Here is a 16,212-nt window from a genome sequence, read left to right as displayed (position 1 = left end):
CGGCCGGGTGCGCGCGGTGCCGCGATGAGTTCCGGCCGGGACGCGAGTCTGTTCTGGTGACCGTCGTCGGACGCCGTACGACGCTGCCCGGTACGAGACACCTCGGAGGACAACCATGACGACCGCACCGGACGACCCGACCACCACGCTGCCCGGCCGCCCGCCCATCGTCGACCTGGCCACCTGGCAGGCCGCCCGTGACGAGCTGCTGGTCCGCGAGAAGGCCCACACCCGCGAGGGCGACGCCATCGCCGCGGCCCGCCGCTGGCTGCCGATGGTGGAGTTCGACGGGACGGTCGAAGTCGTCGGACCGGATGGCCCGGTCCCGTTCCTGGACCTGTTCCAGGGCCGCGACGAGCTCATGGTCTACAAGCACATGTGGTACGACGGCGCGCCGCACCAGGGGCAGTGCGAGGGCTGCACCACCACGGCCTGGCAGCTGAAGGACGCCGTGTACCTCAATGCCCGCGGCGTCTCGTTCGCCATCGTGACCACGGGCCGGTGGGACGAGGTGGCCTCCTTCGTCGACTTCATGGGCTACACCCAGCCCTGGTACTCGGTGCGCGACGTGGACGCGCCGGTCGGCGGGGACATGGGTTACCTCACCTGCTTCCTGCGCGACGGCGACCGGGTGTTCCTCACCTACTCCACGACCGGCCGTGGCAACGAGACGGCCAGCGGGTTCCTCGGCCTGCTCGACATGACGCCCTACGGTCGCCGCGAGGCGTGGGAGGACGACCCCGAGGGCTGGCCCGAGGCCCCTGAGGTCGGCGCGCCGGTCGGCGGGCATGGCGCGCCGATCTGCTGGTACTGGCGCACGGACGCGGACGGGAACGCCGCCTGGGGCCCGACCAGCCGCCCCGCAGCGCAGTGGACCCGCCCCGGAGCGACCCGCGCGGAGACCCTCGGAAGGCAGGGCCCGCACTGCTGACACGCCTTCGCCGACGGTGTCGGCAAGGGCGTGGGGCGCCCGCGCGCCCGGTCGACACGGGCCCTGGTGGGAGACGGACGCCGTCCAGGCTTGCCACTCCCCCGGGGTCCGACCCGGTCTACCGCTTGTACGGATCCCCGTCGGGGAGCCATGCGTCCGGCGCGTGGATGCCGAAGTCGCCGACGCCTTCCGTCAGGGCGTCGACGGTGCTCAGTACGGCCGGGCGGAGTTCGTCCCGGCGCCAGACGAGAGACCAGGTCCAGTAGAGCTTCGGCCCGGCCACGGGGCGGGCGGCCAGATCGGGCGGCAGCGAAGTGGTCTGGCCCTTGGGCGAGTTGAGGACGGGCCGCCCGCTCCGGCGCACATGGTCGAAGAACACGGGACCGGTGATGCCGCCGTCCGTGATGCGCGCCACCGGGACGCCGGTTTCTTCGGCCAGTCGCCCCGCGTAGTCGTTCCAGGAGAGCCATGTGGTGGTGTCGTCGTCCAGCAGCGCGACGGTGTCCCGGGCGCGGACCTCGCCGGTGTCCTGCCCGGCCGAGACGGCGTAGAGCCGCTCCGCGCCGATGAGTCTGGCGCCGAGTCCCAGCTTCTCCAGGTCGTCGTCACGGATCCAGCACACCGCGAGGTCGAGGCCGCCGTCGGCGACGCGGGCGGCCTGGGCGTGGGAGGGCGCGACCCAGGCGTCGATGTGCAGGCGCGCCACCGATGAGGCGCGGGCGGTCAGGTCGGCGGGCAGCCAGTTGACGTAGCCGAGCCGGACCGGTTCCGAGCCCGCGATCCTGGCGGCGCGGTTGCGGAGGTCGTCGGCGCGCTCGAGCAGGTCCCGGGTGTGCGGGAGCAGGGCCGCACCGGCCGGAGTGAGGGCCACCGAACGGCGGTCGCGGTCGAAGAGCCGGACGCCGAGATCCCGTTCCAGCGACTTGATCTGCTGGGAGAGGGAGGGGCCGGCGATCAGGAGCCGCTCCGCGGCCCGGCCGAAGTTCAGCTCCTCGGCTACAGCGACGAAATACCGCAACTGGCGCAGCTCCACGCCCGCAATGCTACCCGCGGCCGGAGCCCCGGCCGGTCCCGCCCTCGTCCCCGGGTACTCCCGCTCTGCGGCCCCGACGCACGGGTGCGGACGGTCTCGTATCGGGGCGTCCATGTGACCGGCTTCCTCCCAGCTGGCAGGCGCCGCCTCCCATCGCAGGTCACAGCGGTGCCGGGGCGAGTGGGAGGCACCTCGCCCTCCTTGGGTTTTTGTCGACCGGTCGTCTATGTTCATGGAGAGCCGGTCATGAACACCGGTCCGGACAACCCCACTGGAGACAGTCACCATGAGCACTCCTGACCAGAAGGTCGCCATCATCACCGGCGCCTCCCAGGGCATCGGCGCGGGCCTGGTCGAGGCCTACCGGAAGCTCGGCTACGCCGTCGTCGCGACCTCGCGCGGGATCGCTCCCTCACCGGACCCGCAGCTCCTCACCGTCCAGGGCGACATCGCCGACCCCGCCACCGCCGAGCGGGTGGCCGGCGCCGCGATAGAGCGCTTCGGCCGCATCGACACGCTGGTGAACAACGCCGGCGTCTTCGTCGCCAAGCCGTTCACCGAGTACACGCAGCAGGACTACGACACGGTCACCGGCATCAACCTGAGCGGTTTCTTCCGCATCACCCAGCTCGCGGTCGAGCAGATGCTCCGTCAGGGCGGCGGGCATGTCGTCCAGATCACCACCAGCCTGGTCGACCACGCCAACTCCGCGGTCGCCTCCGTACTGGCCTCCCTGACCAAGGGCGGACTCCAGTCGGCGACCAAGGCCCTGGCCATCGAATACGCCACCCGTGGGGTGCGCAGCAACGCCGTGTCACTCGGCATCATCAAGACGCCGATGCACCCGGCGGAGTACCACGACACCCTCGCCGCCCTCCACCCGGTCGGCCGGATGGGAGAGATCGGCGACATCGTCGACGCCGTGACCTACCTGGAGAACGCCCCCTTCGTCACCGGCGAGATCCTCCACGTCGACGGCGGCCAGAGCGCCGGCCACTGACGCCCGCACCGCCCGGGCGTCATTCCCGCCGCCCGGGCGCCCTTCTCGGCGTCGGCTCTCAGGCGACGCCCCTCATCGGAGCTGACACCATGAGTACTGATTCGCTGAACGACCCCCTGCACGAGGTGCTGAGCCGCTGGCAGGCCGCTTTCGACGGCCACCGGACGGACGCGATGGCCGACCTGTTCACCCCCGACGCCCTCTTCCAGGGGTTCGGACCCGAAACGATCTCCGGCCGGGACGCGGTGCGCGGCTACTACGCGGCCGTTCCGGACTACCGCAGGGCCCATCTGGGGAACGTCCAGGGCTACCGGATCGGCGAACACGTGGCCGGTGGCTTCGCCGACGTCACCTTCCGGGATCCGACGGGCTGGGAGGCCGCGGTACATCTGTCGTTGGTCCTGCGGCGCGAGGGCGGCGGTTGGCGGATCCGCCAGTATCACGTCTCCCGGATCGTCGCTGATCACTGAGGCGTCGGCGCCCGTAAGAGGCTGCGCCTACCAGCAGAGAGGACGCCGATCCTGGCATTCGCCCTGGTGGCGGGCGCAGCCTGGGGCCATGCAGCAGCACGTCACCGACGCCCGAGGCCTACGTCACTCACCCTGGGGCCATGTCGTCCAGGCCGCCGCCGCGCTGGGAGCGGGCATGGGTGTGGGCCGTTTCGTCTACACCCCGATTCTTCCCCTGATGCACGCTCAGGCCGGGCTGTCCGCCGCGACGGGGGCGAATCTCGCCACCGCCAACTACGTCGGCTATCTGCTCGGCGCGCTCGCCGGAACCTTCCTGCCCCGGCTGACGCGTTCCCCGGCCGTGCTGCGGGGTTGCCTGGTGGTGCTGGCGGTGTCCCTGGCCGCGATGCCGCTGACCCACTCCCCCGGCGTATGGCTGGTGCTCCGGCTGGGTGCGGGCGTGGCCAGTGCGCTGATCTTCGTCATCGCCGCCGGTTCCCTGCTCAGCCATCTGCGCGACCACCCCGCGCACCTGCCGGGGTGGGCCTTCGGGGGAGTCGGGGCCGGTATCGCCCTGTCCGGGCTGCTCGTCCTCGCCCTGCGCACCATCGCCGACTGGCAGGCCGCGTGGTGGGCCTCGGCCGGGCTGACGGCGCTGCTCGCCATGCCGGCATGGTTCCTGCGGCCGGAACCCGCGCCCCCGTCGGCGTCCGCCACGCCCGGCGCGGAGCGGCGGGCGGCCGGCCCGCGCACCCATCGGTGGTTCACCGCGCTCCTGGCGTCCTACACGCTGGAGGGCATCGGCTACATCATCGCGGGCACCTTCCTGGTGGCCGCGATCGAGCAGAGCTCTCCCGGCTGGATCGGCAGTGGTGCCTGGGTGCTGGTCGGCCTGGCGGCCATCCCGTCCGCCGCGCTGTGGGCGGGGCTGGGCCGGCGCTGGTCCCGCCCGGGCCTGCTGCTGGCCGCCCTGGCCGTCCAGGCCGTCGGCATCGCGCTGCCCGCGCTGATCGGTGGCGTCGCCGCCGCGCTGCTCTCCGCGGTGCTCTTCGGCGCCACGTTCATCGGCGTCAGCACGCTCGCGCTCGCGACCGGCGCGCATCTGCGCTTCCCGCGCGCGGTCGCCCTGCTGACGGCCGGATACTCGGTGGGCCAGATCCTCGGTCCGCTGGTCGCCACCCCGCTGCTGCGCCACGGGTACCACCAGGCCCTGATCCTCGCGGCCGCCGTCGTCCTGGCGGCCGCCGTCGCGGCAGCCCTGCTCCGGATCGGTTTCCCCCACCACATGCCCACGCCCGGCCATCCGGTCGCGCGCTCGGAACCCGCACCGGGCGGGCAGCCCGCGGCCGTCGACACCGCGCGGGCGCAGGCGGACTGACCTCCGCAGGAGGCCCGCCGTCGTGGGTGGCACGCCCCTCAGCCGGATCCGGGCATCCCCGGCCGACCGGGCCGGTCCCTCAGAAGGGGGATCGACGGGTGCACAGTGGAAGACATGGGGTTTCGTCGGCGGCTGACGGATCTGATGAGGCCATGGCAACCGGGACACGCCTTGGTGGCGATCCCGGTCGGGCTGATCGTGGTGATCACCTGTGTGGACCTGCTGACCCCGACCCAGGTCCATCTGGGCCCCCTGCTGGTGGTCGCCCCGGCCCTCACCCCGTCGTTCGCCGGTCCCCGGGTCACCGCGCTGATCGGCGCGCTGGCGGTGGCGGCCCAGGTGGTCATCGCGGCGCTGCGCGGTGGCTTCACCGTCAATCACCAGGTGCAGATCGCGGCCATCGCCGTGATCTCGCTGCTCATCGTGGTCTACGCCCAGGAGCAGCGGCGGCGCCACCGTGAGCTGGCCCGGGTGCGGTCGGTGTCCGAGGCCACGCAGCGGGTCGTACTGCGGCCGTTGCCGCACCGGCTGGGCCCGCTGCGGGTCGCCTCGCTGTACATGGCGGCCGAGGACGAGGCGCAGATCGGCGGGGACCTGTACGCGGCGACCCGGGTCAAGGACTGCACACGGCTGATCATCGGAGATGTCCGGGGCAAGGGGCTGACCTCCATCAGCGACGCGTCGGTGCTGATGGGTGCCTTCCGGGAGGCCGCCCATTTCAGCCCCGGGCTGGTGGAGCTCGCCGATGTCCTGGAGCGCAGCGTCTGCCGGCATCTGGCCGAGCACACCACCATCGCGCACGCCGAGCGCGTCGGTGCCGCCGAGCGGCTCGCGGCGGAGGCGGAGCTCAAAGAGCACTTCATCACCGCCCTGCTGGTCGACATCCCGGACGAGGACAACGTGGTGTACATGACCAACTGCGGGCATCCGCCGCCCCTGCTGCTGCCCGAGCGGGGCGGGGTGACCACCCTGTCCGCGACCCAGCCCGCCCCTCCGCTGGGCATGTGCGGACTCCCGAGGGGCTCGAGCTCCTCCGGCACGCCCGACGCCTTCCCCTTCGAGGACGGTGACACGCTGCTGCTCTACACGGACGGGGTGATCGAGGCCCGCGCCCCCGACGGGTCCTTCTATCCGCTGGCCCAACGGGTCGGGCAGTGGAGCGGCTCCGGTCCCGAAGGGCTGCTGCTCCACCTCCGCCGCGATCTGCTGGACCATGTCGGCGGGCGGCTGGGGGACGACGCCGCCATGGTGGTCATCCAGCGCTCGCCCGCCCTCCACCCGGTCCAGCAGCTGAAGAGGATCGTGCCGGTCAACGGCGCCCACCGCTGATCCGCGGCGTGTCGATACGCGGCTCCGCCGCATGGGCGACCGGCCACGACACCGCCGCGGATGAACGACGCACCTCGCGGCACTTCCCGCGGAGCGCTCAGCGGACCCGGTCGACGCGGCGCTCGTCCCAGACCGGCTCCGCCGTCTCGCGGACGACACCGTCCGAACCGAAGACCAGGAAGCGGTCGAAGGACCGCGCGAACCAGCGGTCATGGGTGACAGCCAGCACCGTCCCGTCATAGGCGCCGAGCCCGTCCTGCAGCGCTTCGGCCGACTCCAGGTCCAGGTTGTCCGTGGGCTCGTCCAGCAGCAGCGCGGTCGTCCCGGCCAGTTCGAGCAGCAGGATCTGGAACCGGGCCTGCTGACCGCCCGAGAGCCGGTCGAAGGTCTGGTCGCCCTGGCGGTCGAGCTCATAGCGCCGTAGCGCGCTCATCGCGCGGCCCCGGTCCCGGGCGTGCTCGGTCCACAGGATGTCGACCAGCGTGCGCCCGAAGAGCTCCGGATGGGCGTGGGTCTGGGCGAAGTGACCGGGCACGACCCGCGCGCCCAGCTTCCACTCCCCCCGGTGGTCGACGCTCTGGCCCGCCAGGAGCCGCAGGAAGTGGGACTTGCCCGAGCCGTTGGACCCCAGGACGGCCACCCGCTCACCGTAGAAGACCTCCAGGTCGAAGGGGCGCATCAGGCCCTCCAGCTCCAGCGCCCGGCAGGTCAGCGCCCGCACCCCGGTGCGTCCGCCCGCGAGCCGCATGGTGATGTCCTGTTTGCGCGGGGGCTCCGGTGGCGGCCCTGCCTCCTCGAACTTCCGCAGCCGGGTCTTGGCGGCCTGGTAGCGGGAGGCCATCTCATCGCTGCGCGCCGCGTACCGCTGCATGTCCAGCACCAGCCGTTTGAGCTGGGCATGCTTCTCGTCCCAGCGCCGCCGGAGTTCCTCGAAGCGCTCGAACCGCTCCTCGCGGGCGTCGTGGTAGGTGGCGAAGCCGGCGCCGTGCACCCACACATCGCTGCCCGCCGGGCTCGGCTCGACGCTGACGATCCGGTCGGCGGCGCGGGCCAGCAGTTCCCGGTCGTGGCTGATGAACAGCACGGTCTTACGGGTCTCGCGCAGCCGCTCCTCCAGCCACTGCTTGCCCGGCACATCCAGGTAGTTGTCCGGCTCGTCCAGCAGCAGCACATCGTCGGGCCCGCGCAGCAGCGCCTCCAGCACCAGCCGCTTCTGCTCACCGCCGCTGAGGGTGCGCACCTGGCGCCACTGGGCCCGTTCGTACGGCACTCCGAGCGCCGCCGTGGTGCACATGTCCCATACCGTCTCGGCCTCGTAGCCACGCGCCTCGGCCCAGTCGCTCAGGCTCTGGGCGTAGGCCATCTGGGCGGCCTCGTCGTCCCGCTCCATGATCGCCAGCTCGGCCGCGTCGACCGCGCGGGCGGCCTCGCGGACCCGGGGCTGGGCCACCGACACCAGCAGGTCGCGCACCGTCCGCTCATCGCGCACGGAGCCGATGAACTGCGGCATCACCCCGAGCGAGCCGCTGACCGTGACCGTGCCGCCGTGCGGCTCCACCTCGCCGGAGACCAGCCGCAGCAGCGTGGTCTTGCCCGCCCCGTTGGGCCCGACCAGGGCGGCCACCGTGCCCTCCGCGACGCGGAACGACACATCGCCGAGCAGCAGTCGTCCGTCGGGCAGGAAAAAGGCGAGGTGCGCGGCCTCCAGATGTCCCATGGTCCGGCATTCTCACGGCCCGGCCGCCCGGTCGGCAAAGCGATTTCCCGAACCGGGCCCGGCGAATTCCCCAACCGGGCCCGAGGACGCCCGCAGATGGCTGAACGCGGGGGCCGGGCCATCCGTATGGGAGAGAAACGTCCCCTGATCAGGAGGCACCACCATGACGCAGTCGGCAATCAACGGGCAGGGCACCACCCGCCGCGCCGTCGTCACCGCGGCGGGAGCGGCCGGGCTGGCCGCCACGCTTGCCGCATGCGGCAAGGACGACAGCGGCGATTCGGACAGCGGCAGCGCGGGCAGCGCCCAGGACGCCGGCGGTTCGCAGCCGTCGCAGAGCGCGGAGGGCGGTCAGTCGGCCGGCGGGGACGGTATGGAACTGGCCAAGACCTCCCAGATCCCCGAGGGCGGCGGCATGGTCTTCAAGGACCACAAGGTCGTGGTGACCCAGCCCAAGGCGGGCGAGTTCAAGGCGTTCTCGTCGATCTGTACGCACCAGGGCTGCTCGGTCGGCGATGTGACCGGCGGCACCATCAACTGCCCGTGCCACCAGAGCAAGTTCGACATCACCGACGGCAGCGTGAAGGGCGGACCGGCGCAGAAGCCGCTGCCGGGCGCGCAGATCAAGGTGCAGGGAAGCTCGATCTGGATGGCGTGACGGCCGTCCTCCGCCAGCAGGCGACCACCTCGTCGGCCGCGGTGACGGCGGCCACGAGGGCGAGGGTGTGGCGGACCATCGCCGGGGTGTACGAGGCGGGCACCCCGGCGATCGCGTCCTCGGGCACCACGGCCGTATAGCCGAGGTTGACGGCGTCGAAGACGGCGGCCGGGATCGCCACATTGGCCGACACGCCGGTGATGACCAGCGTGCGGCAGCCCAGATTGCGCAGCAGCGCGTCCACCTCGGTCCCGGCGATCGGCGAGAGGCCGTGCAGCCGCCGTACGACCAGGTCCTCGGCGGCCACCGGAACCGGTTCGGCGATCTCCACCGCCGCGCTTCCGGTGAGCTGCCGGACCGGCAGCCGCTCGACGGCCCGGAACAGGGGTGCGTTGCGGTTCGCGCCGCGTCCGTCGGCGCGCCGCTCGGCCACCGCGTGCAGCACCTGGACGCCCGTGTCGTGGGCGGCCGCCACCAGCTGGGCGACACGCCCGAGCGCACCGGACTCCTGGGCCACGGCGGCCAGTTCGGGCAGGGCGCTGTCCGGGCCCACCACACCGCGCTGGCATTCGACGGTGAGCAGGGCGCAGGCTTGCGGCCGGAGCAGTTCCACCAGGTCTTCGCGGGGGCTCGGGGTCACGGCGCCGGAGAGTAGCGTCCCTTGCGTCATCAAGGAAGAGCCATCATCCTGTGCCGCACATCCAGTGACCGGGAGGTACAGGGTCGGATGACCGTCACCCAGCGGCGGGGACGCCGCATCATGATGGCCCAGGACGAGCTGGACGCCTTCCTCGCCGAACAGCGCACCTGCCGGGTGGCGACCGTGGCCGCGGACGGGCGGCCGCATATCAGCCCGCTGTGGTTCTGCTGGGACGGCGCCGCCCTGTGGCTGTACTCCCTGACCCGCAGCCGCCGCTGGGCCGAGCTGCGCCGCGATCCGCGGATCGCGGTGGTGGTCGACGACGGACACGACTACGGCGAACTGCGCGGGGTGGAGCTCTCCGGCGAGGCGGTCCCGATCGGCGAGGCGCCGCGCACCGGCGTGTCGTGCCCCGAACTCGACACGCCCGAGCGGATGTTCGCGGCGAAGTACTTCGGCCTGGACGCCATGCCGCACGACGGGCGCCACGCATGGCTGCGTCTGGCCCCCGAGGCGATCCGCTCCTGGGACTTCCGCAAGATGCCACAGGGCTGACCCGGGCCCCGGGCGGGGGCTCCGGGTCGGTCGGCGGGTCAGTCGATGATCTTCTCGCCGACGGAGCGCAGCACCTCGACCGCCGCCCGGATCGAGGGCCTGCGGTCGGCGTCCGCGCGCCAGATCGCGTAGATGTGCCGCCGCATCGTGGGCTGGCTGACGGGCACCATCCGCACCCCCTCGGGCACCGGGCCGCGGCCCAGCCGGGGCACCACGGCGATGCCCAGCCCGGCGGCGATCAGCGAGAGCTGGGTGTGGTGCTCATGCGCGGTGTGCCGGATCCTCGGCTCGATGCCCTTGCCGCGCAGGGTCACCATCAGCCAGTCGTAGCAGAACCCGCCCTTGGGCCAGGAGACCCACTCGTCGTCCACGAAGTCCTCCGGCTCGACCGCGCGGCGGTGGGCGAGGGGGTGGTCGGCGGGCATCGCCACATCCACCGGGTCGTCCAGCAGGGCGGCCTTCACCAGCCCGCCGGGCATCGGCAGGGGCTTGTTGTACCAGTCCAGGACCACGGCCAGATCGATGTCGCCGCGCACCACCGAGGGCACCGACTCATCGGGCTCCATCTCCTGCAGCCGCACATTCAGCTGCGGATGCTCGGTGCGCAGTCGGCCCAGGGCTTCGGGGAAGAGACCGCGGACGGCGGTCGGGAAGGCGCCCAGCAGCAGCTCGCCGACGGCATGGCCACGCTGCGCCTCCAGATCCGCCTGGGCCAGCTCCACCTGGGAGAGGATGCGCGCCGCGTGGTCGGAGAGCAGCCGCCCGGCGTCGGTGAGCCGGATCCCGCGCCCGTTCTTGGCGAGCAGTTGCTGACCGGTCTCCCGCTCCAGCTTGGCGAGTTGCTGGGAGACGGCGGAGGTGGTGACGTGCAGCCCCTCGGCGGCGCCGCTCACGGAGCCGTGGCGGGCCACGGCGTGCAACGTCCGTAGGCGATCCAGGTTCAACAACATGTAAGGAATCCTACGCGATACCGCGAACGAAATCTCGCTTGTCCTAAGAGGTTGTAGCCCACATCGTAAGGGCATGACCTCAGCGCCCGCCTCGGCACCCCCTGCCGCCGCCTCCACCGCGGAGACCCCCTCCTCCCCCGCCCGCCGACCGCTCCTCGACTGGCGGATCCGCTTCGGCGTGCTCTCCCTGATCTGGGGTTTCAGCTTTCTCTTCATCAAGGTGGGCAACGAGGCGTTCGCCCCCTTGTACGTCACGCTCGGGCGGATGCTGTTCGGCACCGCCGTGCTGCTCGTGACGCTGGTGGTGCAGCGGGAGCGGCTACCGCGCGGGGCGCGGGTCTGGGGCCATCTGGCGGTGGCCGCGTTCTTCCTCAACGCACTGCCGTTCTCGCTGTTCGCCTACGCCGAGCTGACCATCCCCTCCACCCTGGCCGGTATCTGCAACGCCGCCTCGCCGCTGTGGGGGATGCTGCTCGCGGTGGTCGTGGTCTCCGACGACCGGCCGAGCCGTCAGCGTGTCGCGGGTCTCGGGCTCGGCTTCATCGGCGTGTTGATCGTGCTGGGCGCCTGGCAGGGCTTCTCCGGCCAGGACCCGCTGGGCACGGTGCTGGCGCTGATCGCCTCGGCCAGCTACGCGGTCGGCTGGCAGTACGTCCGGCGCACGCTGAGCGACACGGGCCACTCCCATCTGTCGATGTCCGGCGGCCAGCTGCTGCTCGGTACCGTGCAACTCGCCCTCGTCGCACCGGTGTTCGCGACGTCGCCCACCTCCTTCCCCCTGCTGCCCGTGCTCTCCGTGCTCGCCCTGGGCGCGCTGGGCACCGGCGTGGCGTTCCTGGTCCAGTACGGGCTCGTGGATGAGGTCGGCCCGACGACGGCGATGATGGTCACCTACTTCGTCCCGGTGATCGCCACCACCGCGGGCGTGGCGATCCTCGGGGAACACCTCACCTGGAACACGCCGGTGGGCGCGGCCGTCGTCCTCATCGGCGCGGCTTTGACCCAGCGGCGCTCCGGCGCGTCCCGGGCCGCGTCCGGCGGACGCACCCGCACCATACGGGTCCATCGCACAGGCTCCTGAGCAGGTCAGATGTGTCGATGTGGGGCGGCTCCGCCGCGTGGGCGGCCGGCCGCGACGGGGCCGCCGTCGGCCGACGACGCATCGCGACACTTCCGGCGGAGCGCTCAATCCAGCCGCCCCGAGACCGTCGCCCCCGCCGCCGCGGCCACCGCGGCGGCGACCGTCTCGATCTCGTCGGCGGCCAGCGGCGAGACCGTCAGCCGGATCCCCGGTGGCGAGGCCACGCGGAAGCGCGCCCCGGGGGCGACGGCCCAGCCCGAGGCCAGCAGCCGGGCGACGGCGCCGGTCTCGTCCGGGACCGGCACCCACACATTCATCCCGCTCCGCCCGTGCGCGGCGATCCCCCGCTCCCGCAGCGCCCGCACCAGCGCGGCGCGCCGTGTGTCGTACGACGCCGCCACCGCCGCCGCGTCGACCGCGCCCGTCCGCCACAGCCCGCCGACCGTGTCCTGCAGCAGATGGCTGACCCAGCCCGGCCCCAGCCGCTGGCGGCCGCGCACCCGGTCCAGGGTGACGGGGTCGCCGGTGAGCACCGCGAGCCGTAGATCGGGGCCGTAGGCCTTGGCGGTGGAGCGGACCAGCGCCCAGTGGTCGGTACCCCCGGCCAGGGGGCGCAGCGGGAGGTCCACGATGCCGTGCCCGTGGTCGTCCTCGATCAGCAGCACGGAAGGGTGGGCCGCGAGCACCGCTCGCAGCTCGCGGGCGCGGGTCGCGCTCACCACCGCGCCGGTCGGGTTCTGCGCCCGGTCGGTGACCACCAGCGCCCGCGCCCCCTGGGCCAGCGCCTGCTCCACCCGCTCGGGCAGCGGTCCGTCGTCGTCGACCCCGACCGGGACGGCGCGCAGCCCGAGCGCCGGGATCAGGTCGAGCAGACTGCCCCAGCCGGGGTCCTCGACCGCGACCGCGTCACCGGGACGCAGATGCGCGGCCAGCACCCGCTCGATCGCGTCGAGCGCGCCGGAGGTGACGGCGACCGGCCCGGCCGGCACCCCGTCCGCGTCGAGGGCGGCCCGGGCGAGTTCGGCGACCTCGGGGACGACGTCCGGCGCGCCGTACAGCGTGGGGCGCTCCGCCGCGCGGGCCGCGGCCGCCGCGAGCGGCGCGCCGAGCGGGGGCAGCAGCGCGGGGTCGGGGTTGCCGCTCGACAGATCGCGCGCCCCGGTGGCATCGACGCCGATCCACTCGCGGGGCGTACTGGAGGGGCGCGAGCGCACCCGGCTCCCCCGGCGCCCCGCCGTTTCGATCACGCCCCGTTCGCGCAGCACGCGATAGGCGGCCGCGACCGTATTGGGATTCACGCTCAGCCGCTGCGCCAACTCCCGCAAGGGCGGCAGCAGTTGGCCCGGTGGCAGCTCGCCGGCGCCGACCGCGCGCTCCACACTGGCCGCGATCTCGGCTGCGCGTCGGCCGACGATCGGATATTCTCCTAGCACAAACGCTATTTTGCACTAATGCAATGGAGGACGCAAATGCCCGCCCCGGACGCCACCGCCGCGACCAACGCGCCCGACAACGCCTACGCACCGACCGACCGCACCGTGCCCACCCGCTCCCGCGAGCGCGCGTCCTACGACCGGGAGGTGGTGCACGCGATCCTCGACGAGGGCTACGTCTGCCATCTGGGCTTCATACGCGACGGCGCCCCCGTCGTCCTGCCGACCCTCTACGGCCGGGTCGGGGAGCGGCTGTACCTCCACGGCTCGACGGGGGCGCGTCCGCTGCGCATGGCGGGCGCGCCGGGCGGCGCGGAGCCGGGGCTGCCGGTGTGTCTCACCGTCACCCATGTCGACGGGCTGGTCCTGGCCCGCTCGGCGTTCCACCACTCCATCAACTACCGCTCGGTGGTGGTGCACGGCATCGCCCGCCCGGTGACCGATCCTGCCGAGCGCACCGCGGCCCTGGACGCCCTGGTGGACCATGTGGTGCCCGGCCGCGCCGCCGACTCCCGGCCCGCCAACGCCAAGGAGCTGGCCGCCACCGCCGTGCTCGGCCTCGACCTCGAGGAGGTCTCCGCGAAGATCCGCACCGGCGGGCCCAGCGACGACGCCGAGGATCTGGGACTCCCCCACTGGAGCGGCGTGGTGCCCGTCGCCCGCGTGTACGGCGCGCCGGACCCCGCCGACGACCTCGCGCCCGACACGCCGGTGCCCGGCTACCTCACCCGGCTCTGACCCGCCCCGGAGGGCGGGGGCCCTGGTCACCGGGGGCGGGGGCCCTGGGCCACCGGGGGGCGGGGGCCCTGGGGCACCGGCGCGCGGGGGCCGGTCACCCTCCCGCCGTGTACTCCCGCTCCCCCTCGACCGGCGCCGAGGCCGCCACCGGCTCGGCGGCGGCGCCCTTCGGGGTGGAGGTCTGGGCGATCAGGGCGCCTGCCAGCACCACCACACCGCCGACGACCTGCGCCACGCCCAGGTGCTCATCCAGCAGCACCCACGCCAGAACGGTCGCGATCACCGCCTCCAGACAGGCGAGCACCCCGGCCACCTGCGGTGAGAGCCGGCGCACCGACAGCACCCCGGTGAGATACGCGATCACCGTGGCCACCAGCACGATCCAGGCGAGCAGCACCAGGGCGGGAACGCGGGCGCCCGCCAGGTCGGCGCCGCCGGTGAGGACCGTCCAGTCCATGCCCCAGGGGCGGCCGACCGCGGTGAGCGCGACGGCTCCGATCAGCAGCCCGTAGGCGATGACGCCGAGCGGATCCGCCGGGTCCTGGCCGTCGCTGCCGTGGTCGGAGAGGACGAAGTAGCCCACCTGGCAGAAGGCCGCGCCGAAGGCGAGCAGCAGGCCGAGGGGGTTGAAGCTCAGCCCGGACCAGACCTCCACCACACACGCGAGCCCGCCGACGGCCAGGACGACACCGACCGCCGCGGCCCGGCTCACCGGGCGGCGCTGGACGAACCGCACCCACCCCAGCACCAGCGCGGGCGCCAGGTATTCGACGAGCAGCGCGACGCCGACCGGGATCCGGGAGAGCGCCGCGAAATAGCAGGCCTGCACCCCCGCGACGGCCAGCAGACCGAACCCCACCAGCAGGGCGGGACGGCGGGCCGGCAGCCGGCGATGGCGCCAGACCAGGGGCAGCAGGATCAGGGCAGCGCCGGTCACCCGCAGCCAGGTGACCTCGAGCGGTGCGAGCCCCGCCTCGATCAGTGGTTTGGCGGCGACACCCGATCCGCCGAACGTGAGCGCCGACACCAGGGCGAGCCCCAGGCCGACCTTCCTTTGCTGTGAGTGGCCTCCGGATACCTGCACCGGGCCATCATGTCAGCTCGCGTCAGCACCGTCATCCCGTTGACTGCTGGCAGGCCTCCACGGCCAGGGCGGTGACCAGCGGTTCGACGGCGACGCCCGCACACCGCAGCACCTCCACGGCGCGACACTCCCGGTCGCGGACGAACGCGGCGAGGAGGTCGAGGCCCCCGGCGCGGGACCCGCCACGGGAGGCGGCGCGGCGGACCGCCGCATCGAGAGCGGCCGTCGCGGCGGGCGACCATCCGGCGAGCCCGCTCCCCGCCGGCGCCGCCGCCCCCGAGACCTCGACGGTGCCGCTCCACCGGAGCCCGTAGCCGATGACGCGCTGCACCAGATACCCCAGCAGCCGTATCACCTGGGGCGTGCCGCCGGGAAACACCTCCCGTACCTCCGGGTCGGACTCCAGGAGGCCGTGCAGCAGATGGGCGGTGTCGATCTGCGCGTCACCATCGCGTACGGCGCGCCGGCGAGCCCCCGCGATCACGGTGGCCACCACCTCGCTGACCCGGTCCTGGCATCCGGCGTCGTCCGGGCCGGCGGAAAGGGTACGACTTCGCACGCTCTCACCCCATCAGTCCCTTGAGGCCGGAGCATCCTCGCGGGGAAGCATGTGCGCATCCCACCATGGTTGTGCGCGGATGACCGGTTCTCATCCTCGGGGAGGAGAGGAAGGGGGCACACCGGAACTGACGACTCGTCAGTATTGAATGTTCCGGACCCCGGGGCTACGTTGCCCGGCACCGTCGCACCACCCACCGCAGGAACCCGCCGAAGGGACTCCCCCATGGCCGAGGTCAGCGCGCAGACACGCATCGAGGCACCGGCCGAGAAGGTCTGGGCCCGGCTGACGGACTTCTCCGCATACGGCGACTGGAACGCCACCCACACCAGCTTTCCGCGGGGCGGCCCGGCCACGTTGGAAGTGGCGGCGACCTACGAGGAGAACATGAAACTGATGGGCTTTCCGGCCGAGGTGACCTGGACCGTCGAGGAGTGCGAGCCCGCCCGGCTGCTGGCCACCCGGGGCAAGGGCCCGATGGGCGTGAACCTCGCCATGCGCTATTCGCTCACACCGGACGGCGATGCCACGACGGTGCGCGTGGACGGGGAGTTCACGGGGGCGGCGGTCTCCTTGATGGCCGGGAAGCTGAAGGACTCGGCGACCAGCGCGCTCAACGAGTCGCTGCGCAAGCTGAGCGCGCTGGTCGTCTGACGCCGCATAGGCACCGGGTTCCC

At 72.9% G+C, this 16,212-nt stretch carries 17 protein-coding genes; 10 read left to right on the top strand and 7 right to left on the bottom strand.

The annotated features are described in order from the left end of the window. Positions 1–115: 115 nt before the first annotated feature. The gene (locus J8403_RS37980; RefSeq protein ID WP_211127136.1) at positions 116–931 is read left to right on the top strand and encodes a DUF899 family protein; all 816 of its coding nucleotides are present in this window, start codon (positions 116–118) and stop codon (positions 929–931) included. A gap of 118 nt (positions 932–1,049) precedes the next feature. Here the strand turns inward: J8403_RS37980 and J8403_RS37975 are convergent, their stop codons facing one another. Beyond that, positions 1,050–1,973 (bottom strand): LysR family transcriptional regulator, encoded by a 924-nt coding sequence (locus J8403_RS37975; RefSeq protein ID WP_211128634.1) that lies wholly within the window; start codon positions 1,971–1,973, stop codon positions 1,050–1,052. Positions 1,974–2,250: 277 nt separating this feature from the next. Here J8403_RS37975 and J8403_RS37970 point away from each other — a divergent pair, with 277 nt between their 5' ends. From J8403_RS37970 to J8403_RS37955, 4 genes are all read left to right on the top strand, one after another. Continuing rightward, on the top strand, positions 2,251–2,964 hold the full coding sequence (locus J8403_RS37970; protein WP_211127135.1) for an SDR family NAD(P)-dependent oxidoreductase: 714 nt from the start codon (positions 2,251–2,253) through the stop codon (positions 2,962–2,964). 89 nt (positions 2,965–3,053) lie between these two features. Continuing rightward, positions 3,054–3,434: a nuclear transport factor 2 family protein gene (locus J8403_RS37965; protein ID WP_211127134.1), complete on the top strand. Its 381-nt coding sequence runs from the start codon at positions 3,054–3,056 to the stop codon at positions 3,432–3,434. A gap of 88 nt (positions 3,435–3,522) precedes the next feature. Further along, positions 3,523–4,791 carry a YbfB/YjiJ family MFS transporter gene (locus J8403_RS37960; protein ID WP_211127133.1) on the top strand — a complete coding sequence of 423 codons (1,269 nt, stop codon included), beginning with the start codon at positions 3,523–3,525 and terminating at the stop codon, positions 4,789–4,791. Between the two features lie 114 nt (positions 4,792–4,905). After that, positions 4,906–6,120: a PP2C family protein-serine/threonine phosphatase gene (locus tag J8403_RS37955; RefSeq protein ID WP_211127132.1), complete on the top strand. Its 1,215-nt coding sequence runs from the start codon at positions 4,906–4,908 to the stop codon at positions 6,118–6,120. Positions 6,121–6,217: 97 nt separating this feature from the next. Here the strand turns inward: J8403_RS37955 and J8403_RS37950 are convergent, their stop codons facing one another. After that, positions 6,218–7,837 carry an ATP-binding cassette domain-containing protein gene (locus J8403_RS37950; RefSeq protein ID WP_211127131.1) on the bottom strand — a complete coding sequence of 540 codons (1,620 nt, stop codon included), beginning with the start codon at positions 7,835–7,837 and terminating at the stop codon, positions 6,218–6,220. 163 nt (positions 7,838–8,000) lie between these two features. On the opposite strand from J8403_RS37950, the gene J8403_RS37945 reads away from it, so the two are divergent. Next, positions 8,001–8,495 (top strand): Rieske (2Fe-2S) protein, encoded by a 495-nt coding sequence (locus tag J8403_RS37945; RefSeq protein WP_211127130.1) that lies wholly within the window; start codon positions 8,001–8,003, stop codon positions 8,493–8,495. On the opposite strand, the gene J8403_RS37940 is transcribed toward J8403_RS37945, so the two are convergent. Then, the gene (locus tag J8403_RS37940; protein ID WP_246586180.1) at positions 8,461–9,165 is read right to left on the bottom strand and encodes a cysteine hydrolase family protein; all 705 of its coding nucleotides are present in this window, start codon (positions 9,163–9,165) and stop codon (positions 8,461–8,463) included. The two genes, J8403_RS37945 and J8403_RS37940, sit on opposite strands and share 35 nt — an antisense overlap. A gap of 57 nt (positions 9,166–9,222) precedes the next feature. On the opposite strand from J8403_RS37940, the gene J8403_RS37935 reads away from it, so the two are divergent. Next, a complete protein-coding gene (locus J8403_RS37935) occupies positions 9,223–9,690 on the top strand; it encodes a pyridoxamine 5'-phosphate oxidase family protein (RefSeq protein ID WP_211127129.1) in 468 nt (155 codons plus the stop codon). A gap of 38 nt (positions 9,691–9,728) precedes the next feature. Here the strand turns inward: J8403_RS37935 and J8403_RS37930 are convergent, their stop codons facing one another. Continuing rightward, positions 9,729–10,637 (bottom strand): LysR family transcriptional regulator, encoded by a 909-nt coding sequence (locus J8403_RS37930; protein WP_211128632.1) that lies wholly within the window; start codon positions 10,635–10,637, stop codon positions 9,729–9,731. A 76-nt stretch (positions 10,638–10,713) separates the two neighbouring features. Between J8403_RS37930 and J8403_RS37925 the strand changes: the two genes are divergently transcribed. Further along, entirely contained in the window at positions 10,714–11,721 is a 1,008-nt protein-coding gene (locus J8403_RS37925) for a DMT family transporter (protein WP_211127128.1), read from the top strand. Positions 11,722–11,825: 104 nt separating this feature from the next. Here the strand turns inward: J8403_RS37925 and J8403_RS37920 are convergent, their stop codons facing one another. Further along, a complete protein-coding gene (locus J8403_RS37920; protein ID WP_211127127.1) occupies positions 11,826–13,154 on the bottom strand; it encodes an aminotransferase class I/II-fold pyridoxal phosphate-dependent enzyme in 1,329 nt (442 codons plus the stop codon). Between the two features lie 36 nt (positions 13,155–13,190). Between J8403_RS37920 and J8403_RS37915 the strand changes: the two genes are divergently transcribed. Then, positions 13,191–13,892, top strand: coding sequence for a pyridoxamine 5'-phosphate oxidase family protein (locus tag J8403_RS37915; protein WP_211127126.1), 702 nt, complete (start codon positions 13,191–13,193; stop codon positions 13,890–13,892). 94 nt (positions 13,893–13,986) lie between these two features. Here the strand turns inward: J8403_RS37915 and J8403_RS37910 are convergent, their stop codons facing one another. Continuing rightward, positions 13,987–14,976 (bottom strand): EamA family transporter, encoded by a 990-nt coding sequence (locus J8403_RS37910; RefSeq protein WP_211127125.1) that lies wholly within the window; start codon positions 14,974–14,976, stop codon positions 13,987–13,989. A gap of 31 nt (positions 14,977–15,007) precedes the next feature. Next, positions 15,008–15,535 (bottom strand): Clp protease N-terminal domain-containing protein, encoded by a 528-nt coding sequence (locus tag J8403_RS37905; RefSeq protein WP_211127124.1) that lies wholly within the window; start codon positions 15,533–15,535, stop codon positions 15,008–15,010. 225 nt (positions 15,536–15,760) lie between these two features. Here J8403_RS37905 and J8403_RS37900 point away from each other — a divergent pair, with 225 nt between their 5' ends. After that, positions 15,761–16,189, top strand: coding sequence for a type II toxin-antitoxin system Rv0910 family toxin (locus tag J8403_RS37900; protein ID WP_211127123.1), 429 nt, complete (start codon positions 15,761–15,763; stop codon positions 16,187–16,189). Positions 16,190–16,212 lie beyond the last annotated feature (23 nt).

It is taken from the genome of Streptomyces yatensis (assembly GCF_018069625.1).
Classification (GTDB): Bacteria; Actinomycetota; Actinomycetes; order Streptomycetales; family Streptomycetaceae; genus Streptomyces; species Streptomyces yatensis.
The sequence above is the reverse complement of the archived record's forward strand: the minus strand, read 5'-3'. Positions and strand labels throughout refer to the sequence as shown.